Annotated in this window: 9 protein-coding genes; all 9 read left to right on the plus strand. The window is 36.6% G+C overall.

Annotation, left to right across the window (positions count from 1 at the left end):
• Positions 1–473 precede the first annotated feature (473 nt).
• Positions 474–1,421 (plus strand): oxygen-dependent tRNA uridine(34) hydroxylase TrhO, encoded by a 948-nt coding sequence (gene trhO, locus D7004_RS15010; RefSeq protein ID WP_123206656.1) that lies wholly within the window; start codon positions 474–476, stop codon positions 1,419–1,421.
• A gap of 187 nt (positions 1,422–1,608) precedes the next feature.
• Complete coding sequence (locus tag D7004_RS15015) at positions 1,609–4,491, plus strand: triple tyrosine motif-containing protein (RefSeq protein WP_123206657.1); 2,883 nt, start codon at positions 1,609–1,611, stop codon at positions 4,489–4,491.
• Between the two features lie 341 nt (positions 4,492–4,832).
• A complete protein-coding gene (locus D7004_RS15020; RefSeq protein WP_123206658.1) occupies positions 4,833–7,847 on the plus strand; it encodes a SusC/RagA family TonB-linked outer membrane protein in 3,015 nt (1,004 codons plus the stop codon).
• Positions 7,848–7,857: 10 nt separating this feature from the next.
• Positions 7,858–9,339: a RagB/SusD family nutrient uptake outer membrane protein gene (locus tag D7004_RS15025; protein ID WP_123206659.1), complete on the plus strand. Its 1,482-nt coding sequence runs from the start codon at positions 7,858–7,860 to the stop codon at positions 9,337–9,339.
• 17 nt (positions 9,340–9,356) lie between these two features.
• Positions 9,357–10,190 carry a LamG domain-containing protein gene (locus tag D7004_RS15030; protein ID WP_123206660.1) on the plus strand — a complete coding sequence of 278 codons (834 nt, stop codon included), beginning with the start codon at positions 9,357–9,359 and terminating at the stop codon, positions 10,188–10,190.
• Positions 10,191–10,262: 72 nt separating this feature from the next.
• Positions 10,263–11,936, plus strand: a complete 1,674-nt coding sequence (locus D7004_RS15035; RefSeq protein ID WP_123206661.1) for a glucoamylase family protein — start codon at positions 10,263–10,265, stop codon at positions 11,934–11,936.
• Positions 11,937–11,950: 14 nt separating this feature from the next.
• The gene (locus D7004_RS15040; protein ID WP_123206662.1) at positions 11,951–13,318 is read left to right on the plus strand and encodes a glucoamylase family protein; all 1,368 of its coding nucleotides are present in this window, start codon (positions 11,951–11,953) and stop codon (positions 13,316–13,318) included.
• A 31-nt stretch (positions 13,319–13,349) separates the two neighbouring features.
• The gene (locus D7004_RS15045) at positions 13,350–15,095 is read left to right on the plus strand and encodes a discoidin domain-containing protein (RefSeq protein ID WP_123206663.1); all 1,746 of its coding nucleotides are present in this window, start codon (positions 13,350–13,352) and stop codon (positions 15,093–15,095) included.
• A gap of 30 nt (positions 15,096–15,125) precedes the next feature.
• The gene (bglX, locus tag D7004_RS15050; RefSeq protein WP_123206664.1) at positions 15,126–17,423 is read left to right on the plus strand and encodes a beta-glucosidase BglX; all 2,298 of its coding nucleotides are present in this window, start codon (positions 15,126–15,128) and stop codon (positions 17,421–17,423) included.
• Position 17,424: the final 1 nt, after the last annotated feature.

Raw genomic sequence — 17,424 nt, forward strand, 5'->3', positions numbered from 1 at the left:
TTAAGGTTGAGGTTGAGACCGAGATTGAGGTTGAGGTTGAGACCGAGATTGAGGCTAAGGGTAAGACCGAGATTGAGAGAGATTTTAATTTATAAACCTGAATTGAATTATTAATTTTCCTTTACAATAATTAATAAGCTGCTTATTTTTTTTTAGCGTCACCCTGAATTTATTTGAGGGTCTTATTTGCAGGAAAGATCCTGAAATAAATTCAGCAATACGTGTGTTACAAGCAACTGCGATAACGCAAAATATTAAGTTTAAGAATCGAACTCGGTTTAGAAAGTAAATGGGCTAGATTATACTTTTTACCCTAATCAATCTCATCCTTGGCCTCAACTACTCTCAGCCTCAACGTTAACCTTAGCCTCAGCCTTAACCTCAACCTTAACCTCGATCTCATTTTCCATCTCACATAATTTCCTTATCTTTGCCCCGCTTTAAACGCCGTTTGCAACGGTATCAACAGCGTTATGAAAAAATATCAAACCATACTTTACTATTGCTATAGTTACATAGCAAATGCGGAACAATTTGCCGCAGACCATTTAAAATTTTGTAAATCTTTGGGTTTAGTCGGGCGGATTATTGTTGCCGATGAAGGTTTAAACGGAACAGTTTCGGGTACAGCTGAAGCTTGCGAAACGTATATGAAAACCATTCATGCAGATGAAAGATTTGCGAAAACGGAATTTAAAATTGATGAGGTTGAAGAACCATCTTTTCTTAAAATGCACTGTCGTTATAAATCAGAAATTGTTCATTCTGGTTTAAGAGATACATCAATCATCAACCCTAACAAACAAACCGGTAAACATTTAGAGCCTGTCGATTTTATGAAAATGAAAGACGATGATGATGTTATCGTTTTGGATGTACGCTCTAACTACGAACACAATTTGGGTAAGTTTAAAAATGCGGTTACACTTGATATAGAAAACTTCAGAGATTTCCCAGAACAAATAAATCAACTCGCTAAATACAAAGACAAGAAAATTTTAACGTATTGTACGGGTGGCATTAAATGCGAAAAAGCATCGGCTTTATTGTTGCACCACGGTTTTAATGATGTTTATCAATTACATGGCGGCATTATAAAATATGGTAAGGAAGCTGGTGGGAAGGATTTTGATGGAAAATGTTATGTTTTTGATAACAGAATTGCAGTTGATGTTAATGAGGTAAATCCAACAGTAGTATCTGTTTGCTACAATTGCGGAACCACAACGCCAAAAATGATAAATTGTGCCAACCCGGAATGCAATGAACACATAACGCAATGCGATGATTGTGGCGAGAAACTGCAAGGATGTTGTTCTGTGCAATGCACAACCAACCCAAGAAAACGCCCTTACGATGGAACCGGATATTATGTAAAAGTACCGCAGCCGGTAAGCAAAAAAACTGAGCTGGCTGAGTAGAGTAGCTTTTACCATACTTTAAATTTCCACCATAATTTTTTTTAAAACAAAAAAATCGAATTGAATCATATTGTTGCTTTTTGTCTGATTTTGCTTGCAGTTTTCTTTGCGTTCATCAAGAAATAAAACAAATAATATCTCCCTTTATTTTTATTACTTTGTAAAATAAAGGCTTACTGAAATTTACATGCAATCATCCCTAAACTGCATTTTTCTATTTTTAATTTGCATTTCTTTAAATACACGAGCCGCTGATATTAAAAGTATTGGTGTTCCGTATATAGAAAATTATTCTAAATCGGTTTATGCATCTGGTAACCAAAATTGGAGCGTTGCCAAAGATAAAAACGGTGTAATGTATTTCGGTAATACCGAAGGCCTACTTACCTTCGATGGGAGATATTGGCAAAAATATAAAATGCCGAACAATCAAATTGTACGCTCTGTAGCCGCCGATGTTAACGGAAAAATTTATACAGGTTGTTTCGGCGATTTCGGATACTGGTCGTTTAAAAAAAATAAATTTCAATACACATCTTTAACTCATTTAATTCCAAAGTCTGACCCATTAAAAGATGAGATTTGGAAAATTCATATCTATGGCAACAAAATAATTTTCCAGTCATTCAGCACCATCTATATTTATGTAAATGGTAAAATTTCCGTACTCAAAAATGCCACTAATTTCCTTTTCTCATACAAAATTGGCAATCGGTTTATTGTAGAAAATAAGGGGCTTTACGAGCTTAAAGGCAACAATCTGGTTTTTATTCCGGGTAGCGATGTGGTGTGTAGAACAGGCGTTTTATCCATACTACCCTTTAAAGGAAATACATTAATTATCGGCACAGGTAAAGATGGCTTATTCTTATTCGATGGTAAGGCCTTTACACCTTTTAATACACCCGCCAACTCTTTTCTATCTACGTTTCAATTAAATAACGGCGCCAAAATTTTAGATAAATATTATGCTTATGGCACAATCTTAAATGGAATTATTGTTATCGATGAAAATGGAAACATCATTCAGCGTGTTAATAAATCAAGCGGATTACAAAATAATACCGTTCTAAGCTTATATAGTGATGATGAGCAAAATCTTTGGGCCGGTTTAGATAATGGAATTGATAGAATTGAGTTAAACTCTCCACTGTATTTTTATCTTGATAAAACCGGCGTTTTTGGCACTGTATATTCAAGCGTTATTTTCAAAGGAAAAATATATCTCGGTACTAATCAGGGCTTATTTTACAGCGAATGGAAAAATAATAATCAATTTTCTACTTTAAATTTTAGGCTAATTCCAAATTCGCAAGGTCAGGTTTGGGAATTAAATATTATTGACGACCAACTCCTTTGCGGTCATAATAACGGAACCTTTAATGTTATTGGTGATAAAATAGAAAAAATTACAACTTACAGTGGCGGCTGGACGATTAAGAAACTTAATAGCAATCCAAATTTTTTAATCCAAGGCACGTACACAGGTTTACTTCTTTTTAATAAAAACGCTCAGGGCAAATGGCAATTTTACAAAAAAATCGCAAATTTTAATGTGCCTGCAAGATATGTAGAACAAGATAACAAGGGTGAGATTTGGGTTAGTCATGCTTACAAAGGTTTGTACAAATTAAAATTAAGTAGCGATTATAGCACCGTAATTTCTAACAAATACTATGACGAAAAAAGCGGTTTGCCTAGCAATTACAACTTAAATCTATTTAACCTTGAAGAAAGAATTGTTTTTGCCAGTAACGCTGGTTTTTTCACTTATGATAATCTGAGCGATAGATTCTCAAAATATAATGTACTTAATAACGCCCTAGGATCATTTGCCTCATCAAACAAAATTATTGATGCAGGCGCTAAAAAGTATTGGTTTATCAATCATGGTAAAACGGCTTTAGCAAACTTTAGCCAGGCTGGTAAAATTTCAATTGATTCTAATCGTTTCAGTATTCTTGATGGCAAGATGGTTCAGTATTATGAAAACATTAGCCGCATAAGCAATTCCATTTATTTAATTAGCGTAGATGATGGCTTTGTGTTTTACAATGCAGGTCAAAACATGACTAGCCAAATAAGCAAAGTTCATCAGAATGTTCTGATTCGCCGTATTGAAGACATTACCGATAAATACTCCATCATTAGTGAAAATGGGGATAGCGGTACAGAAATCGATATAAAAAATGATAGAAATAACATTCGAATTTCTTTCTCAATGCCCTATTATCGTGAAGCTAAAATTAAATTTCAATATTACTTAGAAGGCTATTCTAACGATTGGTCTGATTGGAGTTATGCAACACAAAAAGACTTTACAAACTTAAGCAGCGGCAAATATATATTTAAAGTTAGGGCTAAAATAGATGATGCTTCGGTAAGTGAAATCACCACGTTTGAATTTAGAATTCTTCGCCCATGGTATTTAAGCAACTTGGCTATATTATTTTATGCGTTATTGTTTATTGTTGCGCTAATTGCCGGAAAGAAAATCTATGAAAGAAAGTTAAAACTCGATAGCTTAAAGATTAGCAATCGGTTAAAAGCCGAACAGGATGAAATTCTGAAACAGGAATCAGAAGCAAATGAGAAACAGATAAATAAATTACAAACCGAAAAACTGCAAGCAGAGCTAGCATCTAAAAACAGAGAACTTGCCAATTCTGCTATGACACTGGTTTATAAAAATGAACTGCTTCAAAAATTGAGCGAAGAAATCCTGAAGCTTAAAGATGAGAATGGGAAAAAACTTGCCGACGACCAGTTGCGCAAAATTCAGAAAGTTATTAATGATGGAATGAATGATGAACGAGATTGGCATTTATTTGAAAACAGCTTTAATGAGGCGCATGAAAGTTTCTTCAAAAAACTTAAAATTGGCCATCCGGATTTGGTTCCAAACGACTTAAAACTTTGTGCATATTTAAGGATGAATATGAGTAGTAAGGAGATGTCATCCTTGCTAAATATTACACTAAGAGGGGTTGAAATTAGAAGGTACAGATTGCGTAAAAAGCTTAACGTTCCGCATGATAAAAACCTTACAGAATTCTTGATGGAGCTGTAAAATCACGCTTAATTTAAGGGTAATACAAATTGAGTAGTCTTGCTTAAATTTCTTAAATCATAGGTGACGGGTATATTCAGCAAATAGCCACTACATCATTACCTCTCATAGCCTGAATAAAGTACTTTCAAATCACTTGGTGTACTTTTTACACTTGTGTATCCGTAATTAATCAGTTACAATAACTAAAACTGCGTTTTCAGCCTATTTGGGCATTTGGTATAGCATAGTGAGATAGTACACATTTCCATTTGATGTATTAATGTAGAAGTCGATTTCCTTGCAGAGGCAGAAAAACAACCTCACATTTATCCTAACAATTAACTAAATATTTAATAAGCATGAAAAGAATTTTTACAAGAATTTCTGTTCTGGTCGGAATTTGTTTACTTACAATTAACGTAGCATTTGCACAAAACATTACTGTAAAAGGTAGGGTTATGGATAGCGGAGATAAATCCACCATCCCGAGTGTAAGTGTGTTGGTTAAAGGTACACAAATAGGTACACAAACAGATCCTTCAGGAGCGTATAGCATAAGCGCACCAGCAAACGCAACATTAGTTTTCCAGTATTTGGGTTATACTACACAAGAGTTACCTGTTAATAACAGAACAACCATCAATGTCGAGCTGGCATCATCTTCTCAGCAACTAGAGCAAGTTGTTGTTGTTGGTTACGGTACACAAAGAAAAATTGATGTTACCGGTTCTGTTGCAACGGTAAAAGGCGAAGAAATTTCTAAACAAGCCTCAGTTAACCCGATTAGTGCTTTACAAGGTAAAGTTGCCGGTGTTTCCATTACAAATAATGGTGCTCCTGGTTCATCTCCGCAAATTACCATTCGTGGTACTGGTACAATTTATGGTAACACCGGTGTATTATATGTAGTAGATGGTGTATGGTATGATGAGATTAGTTTCTTAAATCCTTCAGATATCGAAAACATCAGTATATTAAAAGATGCTTCTTCACAATCTATTTACGGTATTCGTGCTGCAAATGGTGTTGTTTTGGTTACCACCAAAAGAGGTAAAACAGGCGAACCGGTAATTAGTTACAACGGTTCTATCGGTTTCAAAGCGGTAACCAATCAAGTTGAAATGGCGAATGCAACAGAATACGCAACCATTATTAATGAGTTATCTGCTTCAAACGGTGCCAGTCCATTATTTGCAAATCCTTCATCTTTTGGTGTTGGTACAAATTGGTATGACCAAGCTTTAAGAAATGCGTTACAAACTAACCATCAATTATCTGTAAATGGTGGTACAGAGAAAACAACTTATAATTTCTCATTAGGTTATACAAATGAAGATGGTATTGTAAAAACACAAAACTACAAACGTTACACAGCTAAATTATCAAACGATTTCCAAGTATTAAAGCCTTTGAAAATTGGTTATACTGTTTCAGGTACGTCAATTAATTCAAATGATATCGATGGCGCTATCTTCCGTCAGTTGTATACAGCCGGACCAGTTGTTCCTGTATATTATGCAGACGGTAGTTATGGTGATGCGAATGATTTCAGTTTAGGTGGAGGAAATAACTTTAACCCTCAAGTTACTTTAGATTTTTACAATCAGCAATCTAAAAACTATCGTATAAATGGTAACGTTTATGCAGAATTAACTTTCTTAAAAAACTTTACATTCAGAACAAGTGCAGGTGGAGATTTCGGACAAAATGAAGTTAGAGGTTATACACCACTTTACGCCGCTACCCAAGGACAAAGAACCACGCAGAGCACTTTAAGAATTAACAGATCAGAAACCAGGAATTGGATTCTTGAAAATACGTTAACTTACAAAAATACATTTGGCGACCACAGTATTACTGTTTTAGCAGGTACAACTGCACAAAGAAGAAAATCTTACTTTGTAAACGCTACTGCATTTGATGTACCAAACACCAGCGATGGCGATTTATACCTTTCATTAGGAACAGCAGCAACTCGTACTGTTGTAGATGGTGGGTCACTATCAACATCTAATTCATACTTCGGTCGTGTAAACTACTCATTCAAGGATAAGTATTTGTTAAATGCAACACTTCGTGGTGATGCTGCTTCACAATTCTATGGTGGTGGCGACCTTTGGGGCTATTTTCCGGCGATTGGTGCAGGTTGGGTAGTTACCAATGAAGATTTTATGAAAGATCAAAAAGTGGTTAATTATTTAAAGCTTAAAGGTTCTTGGGGTAAAGTAGGTAACGCAGGTGTTCCTGTTAACCCAACTACTTTAACCGTTTCACAAGGCGGAGATTTAGTAGCCTTCTTTAATGGTGTAGGTTATACAGGTGCAAACATAAACTCTTTAGTTCCTTCATTTTTAAACTGGGAGCGTACTACAGGTACAGATATCGGTATTGAAGCAAGATTTTTAGATAATCGTTTAAGCATTGAAACTGGTGTTTACAATAAAAAAACAGAACAGGCTATCTTCGAAATTCCGATTTTGAGTTCGATTGGTACTGCTTCAGGCTCACTAATCGGTAACCAGGCAGACTTTCAAAACAGAGGGTTTGAGTTCTTAGCAACTTATGCTGATAAATCTAAAAGCGGTTTTAGCTATTCAATTAGTGGTAATATTGGCATAAATAATAACAAAGTATTATCGGTTGTAACTGGTCAAAACCCAATTTATGCAGGTGGAGCTGGTATTGCAAACGGTGCTTTAGCAACACGTACCATTCAAGGTGGTGCAATTGGAGAGTTTTTCGGTTATAAAGTAGCAGGAATCTTCCAAACCGCCGCAGAAATTACAGGTTCAGCACAACCTAGTGCTAAACCAGGAGATTTTAAATATGTGGATCAAAACGGAGATAAAATTATTGATGGTAAAGACCGTGTGGTTTTAGGTAATCCAAACCCTAAATTTAGCTATGGTTTAAATACATCATTTGGCTACAAAAACTTCGATTTATCTGTTGATGTTCAAGGTGTTGCAGGTGTTGATGTTTATAATGCAAACATTGCTTATCGTTTCGGTAACGAAAATTTCAGTAAAGATTTTTACGATAACAGATGGACTGGTCCGAATACATCAAACACATATCCATCTGCTGCAGTTGGTTCAACAATCAATGCGGCTCCTAACTCTTTTTATGTTGAAGATGGTTCTTACATCCGCGTAAGAAATATCCAGTTAGGTTATGCTCTTCCATCTATGCTTATGAGTAAATGGAAAATGCAAAGAGTAAGGGTGTTTGTTGATGCCCAAAATGCAATTAACATTTTCGGCTACAAAGGTTTTACACCTGAGATCGGTGGTACACCAACAAATGCAGGTATTGATGCCAGCGTTTATCCTTTATCAGCTACTTATAGATTAGGTCTTCAAGTTACTTTCTAATAATAAAGCAATGAAAACAAATTATAAAAATTATATACAAAAGATTGGATTACTTGCTTTATGCTCTGGTCTTTTAGTATTACCTGCATGTAAAAAAAGTTTTTTAGATGTAGATCCTCAAGCGCAGCAACCTGCTATCACTTTTTGGAAAACACAAGATGATGCTACAAAAGCCGTAAACTCTATCTATGGGATTTTGCGCAGTAATGATAATACCGGATTTTCTGCTATAGCTATTGAAAGTGTTGGTGGAGATGATGCTGAAAAAGGTAGTGACCCAAATGATGCAAGCTATTACAATAGTTACGATGATTTTTCAGTTTCTTCTACTGAAGGTCAATTACAAGGCTTTTGGAATGGTCAATACAAAAACATTAACCTGTGTAACCAGGTTTTAGATAACATTCCTGCAATTAGTATGGATGCAAATTTAAAAGCTCGTTATCTTGCTGAAGCTAAATTCGTACGTGCTCTTTCATATTTCAGGCTGGTTAGAGCTTATGGAGATGTGCCATTGCGCTTAACTGTTCCTAAAGATGCTTCCGAATTTAATATCCCGAGAACACCTAAAGCACAAGTTTATGCTGCTATTGAAAAGGATTTAGATGAGGCTGCAGCAGTTTTACCACAAAGGTACTCAGCAATTGATTTAGGTAGAGCTACAAAAGGTGCTGCGCTTGCTTTGCATGCAAAAGTTGCAATGTATCAGCAAAAATGGGCAGATGTGCTAACCTTAACAAATACAGTTATGACTATGGGTTACGATCTATTTCCTAATTACGAACAAAGTTTCAGGTTGAATAATGAAAATAATATCGAATCTATTTTTGAAATACAATGTGAAATAAACGCAAGCATAGATGGTTCGGCAACTTCGCAATACAGCCAGATTCAAGGCGTTAGAGGAACTGTTGCAGGTTACGGACTTAACGTACCTACAGCTGCTCTAGCTGCAGCTTATGAAGCAGGAGATACCAGAAGAGATGCAACAATTATTTTTAGAGGTGAAACAACACCTCAGGGTGATGCTATTCCTGTATCGGTACCAAATCCAATGTATAGTCAAAAACCTTATGTTCCTTTCAACTTAATCAACACAAGCTTTAACCAAGGCGCTCAACAAAATGTTAGGTTAATCCGATTTGCCGATGTATTGTTAATGAATGCAGAAGCAGCTAACGAGCAAGGAAACCCAGCGTTAGCACGTACTTCATTAAACCGTGTTCGTGCTCGTGCAAGAGGTGGTGTAGCTGGTGTTTTACCTGATGTTACCACTTCTGATAAAGATGCACTACGCACTGCAATCCAAAAGGAAAGATTTGTAGAGTTGGCTATGGAGTACGATCGTTATTTTGATGTAATACGCCAAGGTCGTGGAACTGCAGTATTTGGTCCTAAGGGATGGAAAGCTGGCAAAAACGAAGTTTGGCCCATACCTTCCAACGAAATTGATAAGAGCGCAGGTATATTAACTCAAAATCCAGGTTATTAATTGATAATTAAACAGAAATGAAAACAAAATATTTTTTATTGATGGCATCTGTTGTAACCTTGGGGTTATCATCTTGCCAGAAAGAATTTGATCCATCTTCTTATGCTCCAGCATTAAATATTGGTGGATTTACTAACTCGAAGCAAATCGCAGCTGCAAACTTAGCGGCGTACTGGGCGTTTGACGGTAGTTTAATTGACAGTGTATCAAACGGCGCAGGTGTAAATACAGGTACAACTTTTGCCACTGGTATTAAAGGTAAGTCGTTACAAGGTGCAACAGATAGTTACTTTTTAAGTGCGCCTTCTGCCAAGGTTTTAAGTTTAAAAAGTTTCACCATTACAGAGTGGGTTAATACGCCATCGCCATCAAACGGAATTATTGGTTTATTTAGCCTTTCTAACAAGTCTCAGTTTTGGGGAAATTTAGAAATCTTCGTAGAAAACGGTAGTACAAATGATAATGCAACGTTAAAAATTGTATTCATCAATAATGGAACTGGCGATAAAACCTATACAGCAAGTAATGTGGTTAATTTCTTCGGTAAATGGAATGCACTTTCTGTTTCGTACGATGAAACCACGTCAACGGTAAAAGTTTATGTAAATGGATCTAGAGTAAGTTCTGGTAAGCTAGATGGTATTACTGGTGGTTTAAATTTTGTTAATTCTGGAAACCTGGTTTTTGGCACAACGCAATTTATGACTACACCTAGCCAAACAACAAGCCATTCTAAAGAACCTTGGGCTAGCTATTTAACAGGTCAGTTAGATGAAGTTAAAATTTTTAATAAAGCATTATCTGACGATGAAGTTGGATACTTAGCCAAGTTAGAAGGTAGAGGTAAATAAGCCTCATAACTTATAAACGGCACAAACAAATAAAGGGTTGCCAATAACGGCAGCCCTTTTTAATTTCCTAGGATGACAAAAATATTCCCATACTATTTAGTGCTATTTCTTTTTGTACTATCATGCAAAAAAGGCGATTCACCTGCTCCGGTAGATCCACCGGTTACACCAACACCCACATCATTTTCATTTTCCGATTTAAAAGTAAACGGAACTTTTACAGGTTTTACCTATTATGGCTTAAATAACATCCCTGTAGTTAAAATCACATTTTCATCTGCCATAAATTTATCTTCCATAAATGGAAACATCACCCTAGCCGATGCCGGGGGAACAACAGTAGCATATACTTCAACCTTAGAGAATAACGATAATACGATTGTAATAACGCCTACTGCGACATTGCAATCCATTACAAAATATACATTGACTGCTGGTACGGGTTTGGTTTCTAAAACCGGCACAAAATTACAAAGTGCAGTAACAGTTAACTTAATAACTGCGGTAGATGATACCGATAAATTCGCCCGCATAAGCGATGATGAACTGTTAACCTTAGTTCAAAAGCAAACATTTAAATATTTTTGGGATTTTGGTCATCCAACAAGTGGTTTAGCTCGCGAAAGAAATACTTCAGGCAATACCGTAACATCTGGCGGTTCGGGCTTTGGCATAATGGCTTTAGTTACCGGTGTTAGTCGCAGTTTTATAAGCCGAGCCGATGGTTTAGCAAGAATGCAAAAGATTGTAGCCTTTTTAAAAACAGCAGAGCGTTTTCATGGTGCTTACCCACACTGGTTAGATGGAAATACTGGTAAAGTGATTCCGTTTAGCACCAAAGATAATGGTGGCGATTTAGTAGAAACATCTTATTTAATGGCTGGTTTAATTACCGCCAGACAATATTTTAACGGCGCTGATGCTTCTGAAGCAAACTTAAGGGCTGATATAAACGCAATTTATAATGGCGTAGAATGGAGTTGGTATCGTAAAGATAATAGCAGTACACTTTACTGGCATTGGAGCCCGAATTACAATTGGGATATGAATTTACCTGTTAAAGGCTGGAACGAATGTTTGGTTACTTATGTTATGGCAGCCGCCTCCCCTACTTACTCCATACCTAAAACAGTTTACGATTCGGGTTGGGCACAAAACGGAGCAATGAAAAATGGAAATACTTACTATGGTGTTCAACTTCCATTAGGGCCAGCCAATGGCGGTCCATTATTTTTCTCTCATTACTCATTTATGGGAATTAACCCTAAAGGCTTATCCGATGCCTATGCCAATTATGAAACGCAAACTAAAGCCCATACGCTTATAAATTACAATTATTGCAAAGCAAATCCATCGGGCTTTTATGGTTATGGTGAAAACTGTTGGGGTTTAACTGCAAGCGATATTAAAAATGGATATACTGCAAGCGCTCCGGGTAATGATGTTGGTGTTATTGCGCCGACAGCTGCGTTATCGTCTTTCCCATACACGCCTACAGAATCCATGCAGGCTTTAAAATATTTTTACTACAAATTGGGGAACAAAACTTGGGGCGACTACGGTTTTTATGATGCTTTTTCTTTGCAAGATCAGTGGTTTGCATCATCAACACTTGCTATAGACCAAGGACCTATAATTGTAATGATAGAAAACTATCGCTCTAACCTAATTTGGAATCTTTTTATGAGTGCGCCTGAAGTTAAAGCAAGCATGCGAAATTTAGGTTTTAGTAGTCCGAATCTTTAAAATCTACACAATCAATGAAATATACATTCCGAATCCTTCTCGTTATTTTAATCACCTCAGGCTTTCAATGCAGCACTGAAGCACAAACATTTGAACAAATTCAATCTGCGCCTGCCATAAAAAAGAATTTATCAGATGATGCATTGCTTGATGTGGTGCAAAAACAAACTTTCCAATATTTTTGGGATGGTGCCGAACCAAATTCTGGTGCCGGCCGCGAACGCTACCATGCCGATAATATTTATCCAGAAAACGACAAAAGTACTGTTGCCACCGGAGCTACGGGCTTTGGATTGATGGCAATATTGAGTGGAATTGACAGAGGTTATGTAACCAAAAAACAAGGTTTGGATCGTCTGAATAAAATCTTAACTTTCCTTGAAAAAGCAGACCGTTTTCATGGTGCATGGCCACATTGGATACATGGCGAAACCGGTAAAGTTAGGCCTTTTGGCAAAAAGGATAATGGAGGCGATTTAGTTGAAACTTCCTTCGTTGCGCAAGCGCTAATTTGCATTAAAGAATATTATAAAAACGGAACCGAAGCAGAAAAATCATTATCCAATAAAGCCGATGAACTTTTTAAAGGAATTGATTTTAGCTGGTATAGAAATGGTGGCAAAAATGTTCTTTACTGGCATTGGTCGCCAGAGTATGCCTGGGAAATGAATTTCCCCGTAAAAGGATATAACGAATGCCTTATTATGTATGTTATGGCAGCATCTTCTCCTACTCATACCATCCCTGCAGAAGTTTACCATGAAGGTTGGGCTAGAAATGGAGAGATTAAAGCCAATTTTAAAGTTTACGGTCACCCATTTACTTTAGATTATCAAGGGCAGAAAAATAGCGTCGGACCATTATTTTGGGCACATTATTCCTATCTAGGTTTAAACCCAAAAGGATTGAAAGATAGATATGCTGATTATTGGGAAAATAATAAAAACCACACTTTAGCCATTCACGATTATTGCGTTGCAAACCCAAAAGACTTCAAAGGTTACGGAACAAATAATTGGGGCTTAACGGCAAGCTATTCGGTAAAAGGTTATGCAGCACACAATCCACAAGAAGATTTTGGTGTGATTTCTCCAACCGCAGCCATTTCTTCAATTCCTTACACACCAAAAGAATCTATAAAAGTGATCAGGCATTTATACGAAGATTTGGGCGACAAAGTTTGGGGTAAATATGGTTTTTATGATGCTTTTTCAGAAACTGACAATTGGTACCCTAAAAGATATTTAGGTATAGACCAGGGTCCAATGGTTGTAATGATTGAAAATTACAGATCTGGCTTGTTATGGAAATTATTTATGCAGAATCAGGATGTGAAAAACGGTTTAAAAAAATTAGGTTTTGAAAGCCCTTCAATCAAATAATTAAATAAGCTTTCAAAAAACAGAAAAAGGCATGAAAAAAACCATACTTACAATTTTCTTGTTCATTTCATTTCTGGCAGTTTTTGCTCAGAAACAAAAAACTTATTGCAATCCCATCAATATCGATTATGGTTATACTCCTTTCGAATCTTTTACCGAATGGGGGAAACACCGTGCGACTGCCGACCCTGTAATCGTAAACTACAAAGGTGATTTTTATCTTTTCAGCACCAACCAATGGGGTTACTGGCACAGCCCAGATATGCTAAACTGGAAATTCGAAGAACGTAAATTTCTTCGCCCGTGGAACAAAACTAAAGATGAACTTTGTGCCCCTGCTGTCGGTATTCTTGGTGACACCATGGTTGTTTTCGGAAGCACGTACACCAAAAATTTCACTTTATGGATGAGTACAAATCCGAAAGCAAACGAATGGAAGCCTTTAGTTGATTCTTTAGAAATTGGAGGTTGGGACCCAGCTTTTTTTACTGATGATGATGGACGATTTTACATGTACAACGGCAGTAGCAACAACTACCCTGTATATGGTGTAGAGTTAGATAGAAAAACTTTTAAGCCCAAAGGTACCAGAATGCCAATGTATATTTTAGAATCATGGCGTTACGGTTGGCAACGTTTCGGCGAAAATATGGATAACACATTTCTCGATCCTTTTATTGAAGGCGCCTGGATGACGAAGCATAACGGAAAATATTACTTTCAGTATGGTGCACCAGGAACAGAATTTAGCGGTTATGCCGATGGTGTTGTAGTAGGTAACAAACCACTTTTTTACGATACTCAATTTACTCCACAATCAGATCCATTAAGCTTTAAAGCTGGAGGATTTTCCAGGGGTGCAGGTCATGGTGCCACATTTGAAGATAACAGCAAAAACTACTGGCATGTTTCTACAAGTATCATTTGCGTAAAAAATACCTGGGAAAGACGAATAGGAATCTGGCCGACAGGTTTTGATAAAGACGATGTAATGTGGACAAACACTGCATTTGGCGACTATCCTTTGTATTTACCAGCTGAACGAAAAGAAGGTGGTCCTGCTGGTCCGGGTTGGATGTTGATTAACTATAAAAAACCGGTCACGGTATCATCCACACTTGGTTCTTTTAACGCAAATAACGCAGTCGATGAAAGTATAAAAACCTATTGGAGCGCTAAAACTTCTAACGGTAACGAATGGATTCAAACTGATTTGGGAAGCTTGGCTACCGTAAACGCAATCCAAATAAATTATGCCGACCAAGACGCAGAATTTTTAGGGAAGCAAACTAATATTTACCATCAGTATAAAATTTTATCCTCAACAGATGGAAAAAAATGGACGACCCTTGTAGATAAGAGCAAAAATAAAACTGATGTTCCGCATGATTACATTGAGTTGGAAAAACCTGTAAAAACAAGGTTCATCAAAATGATTAACATCCACATGCCAACAGGCAAGTTTGCCATTAGCGGTTTACGGGTTTTTGGTAATGGCAACGGAGCAAAACCAGATTCGGTTAAAAATTTAATTGTTTTAAGAACAGAAAAAGATAAACGTAGCGCTTACATTAAATGGCAGCCGGTTGATAACGCCTTTGCTTATAATTTATACTATGGCACAGCTCCTGATAAACTTTACAATTGCATAATGATTCATGATTTAAACGAATATTGGTTTAAAGCTATGGATTTAAAGAAAACATATTACTTCTCTATTGAAGCCATAAATGAGAATGGTATCTCTAAAAAAACTGCTATTAAAACAGTTGAATAATTATTAAAAGAATAAAACACACAAAATATAATGAGAAAAGCGAACATCCTATTTAGTATCATGCTTGTGCTGGCGATTAATGCTTCGGCGCAAACCAAGAAGCCAATTTCCGCTGAAGAAGCAAAAATGAATACCTTCATTAACAATCTAATGTCGAAGATGACAGTTGATGAAAAAATTGGTCAGCTGAATTTACCTAGCTCGGGCGATATCACAACCGGACAAGCAAACAGCAGCGATATTGGCAAAAAAATAAGAAACGGTGAAGTTGGTGGACTTTTTAATATAAAAGGTGTAGAAAAAATAGCCGCAGTACAAAAGGTAGCTATTGAAGAAAGTAGAATGAAAATCCCTTTACTTTTTGGAATGGATGTAATTCATGGTTACAATACTGTTTTTCCTATTCCTTTAGGTATGAGTGCCACATGGGATATGTCTGCAGTAGAAAAATCTGCAAGAATTGCAGCCATTGAAGCAAGCGCAAGCGGCATTAACTGGACATTTTCTCCTATGGTGGATATCTCTCGCGACCCACGTTGGGGACGTATATCTGAAGGAAACGGTGAAGATGCATTTTTGGGTTCTGCAATTGCAAGAGCAATGGTAAAAGGCTATCAAGGCGATCTAAAATCAAATAATCAGATTTTAGCTTGTGTAAAACATTACGCTTTATACGGAGCTGCAGAAGGCGGTCGTGATTATAATACGACAGATATGAGCAAAGTGAGGATGTACAATGAGTACTTACCACCTTACAAAGCAGCTGTTGAAGCTGGTGCAGCAAGTATCATGGCTTCATTTAATGAAGTTGATGGTGTACCTGCAACCGGAAGCAAATGGCTTATGACAGAGGTTTTGCGTAATCAATGGGGTTTTAAAGGTTTCGTAGTAACAGATTATACCGGAATTCCTGAAATGATTGCACACGGAATGGGCGATTTACAAACAGTTTCGGCTTTGGCTTTAAATGCCGGAGTAGATATGGACATGGTTGGCGAAGGTTTTCTTGGAACATTGAAAAAATCATTAGCTGAGAAAAAAGTTAGCATTGAACAAATTAACAGAGCATGTCGATTAATTCTTCAGGCAAAATACAAATTAGGATTATTTGAAAACCCGTATAAATTTTGCGATGTAAAAAGAGCAGAAACTGAAGTTTTCACACCTCAAAACCGCCAGGCTTCAAGAGAAATTGCTGCAGAAAGCTTTGTGTTATTGAAAAATGAGAATAACCTTTTGCCATTAAAAAAATCAGGAACAATTGGCTTAATTGGCCCACTGGTGGATAATACGGCAAACATGTATGGTACCTGGAGTGTTGCTGCCTTATTTGATAAATCGGTTACCGTATTACAAGGAATGAAAAATGCCTTAGGTGAAAATGCAAAAATATTAACTGCCAGAGGTTCAAATTTCTTGGCAGATTCTACTATGGAAAATCGCTACGTTAACATTCACAATAAAACATACATCCGCGATTCGAGATCAGAAGATGAAATGATTAAAGAAGCAATAAATGTTGCCAAAAAATCGGATGTTGTAGTTGCTGTATTGGGTGAAGGTTCGGAGTTTACAGGCGAAAGCAGTAGCGTTACCGATATCCAAATGCCTGAAACACAAAAGAAATTGATTAAAGAATTAATGAAAACTGGCAAGCCTGTGGTATTGGTTCTGTTTACCGGTCGCCCTTTAGCCTTAAATTGGGAAAACGAAAATGTACCGGCAATTTTAAATGTTTGGTTCCCTGGAAGTGAAGCTGGAAATGCCATCGCTGATGTACTTTTTGGAGATGTAAATCCTTCAGGAAAGTTGAGTGCAACGTTTCCTCAAAATGTTGGTCAGGTTCCTATTTATTATGCACACAAAAATACTGGTCGCCCTTTAGCAGAAGGTAAATGGTTCGAGAAATTTCGTTCCAATTATTTAGATGTAAGCAATGAACCACTTTTTCCTTTCGGTTATGGTTTAAGCTATACAACCTTCGGATATGGAGATATCAAGTTGAGCTCAAGTACATTAACAAAAGGCAAAAGTATTACCGCTACAATTGCCGTTACTAACAATGGCAAAGTTGATGGCAAAGAAGTTGTACAACTTTATATAAGAGATTTGGTTGGAAGCATTACTCGCCCGGTAAAAGAATTAAAAGGTTTTCAAAAGATATATTTTAAAGCTGGAGAAACTAAAAATGTAACTTTTTCTCTTTCAGAACAAGATTTAAAGTTCTATAATTCAGATTTAAAATTTGTTGCTGAGCCTGGAGATTTTAAAGTATTTATAGGTTCTAATTCGAGGGATGTAAAAGAAGCATCATTCTCGTTAAAATAAA

The sequence above is a fragment of the Pedobacter jejuensis genome (genome assembly GCF_003725795.1).
GTDB classification, from domain to species: domain Bacteria; phylum Bacteroidota; class Bacteroidia; order Sphingobacteriales; family Sphingobacteriaceae; genus Pedobacter; species Pedobacter jejuensis.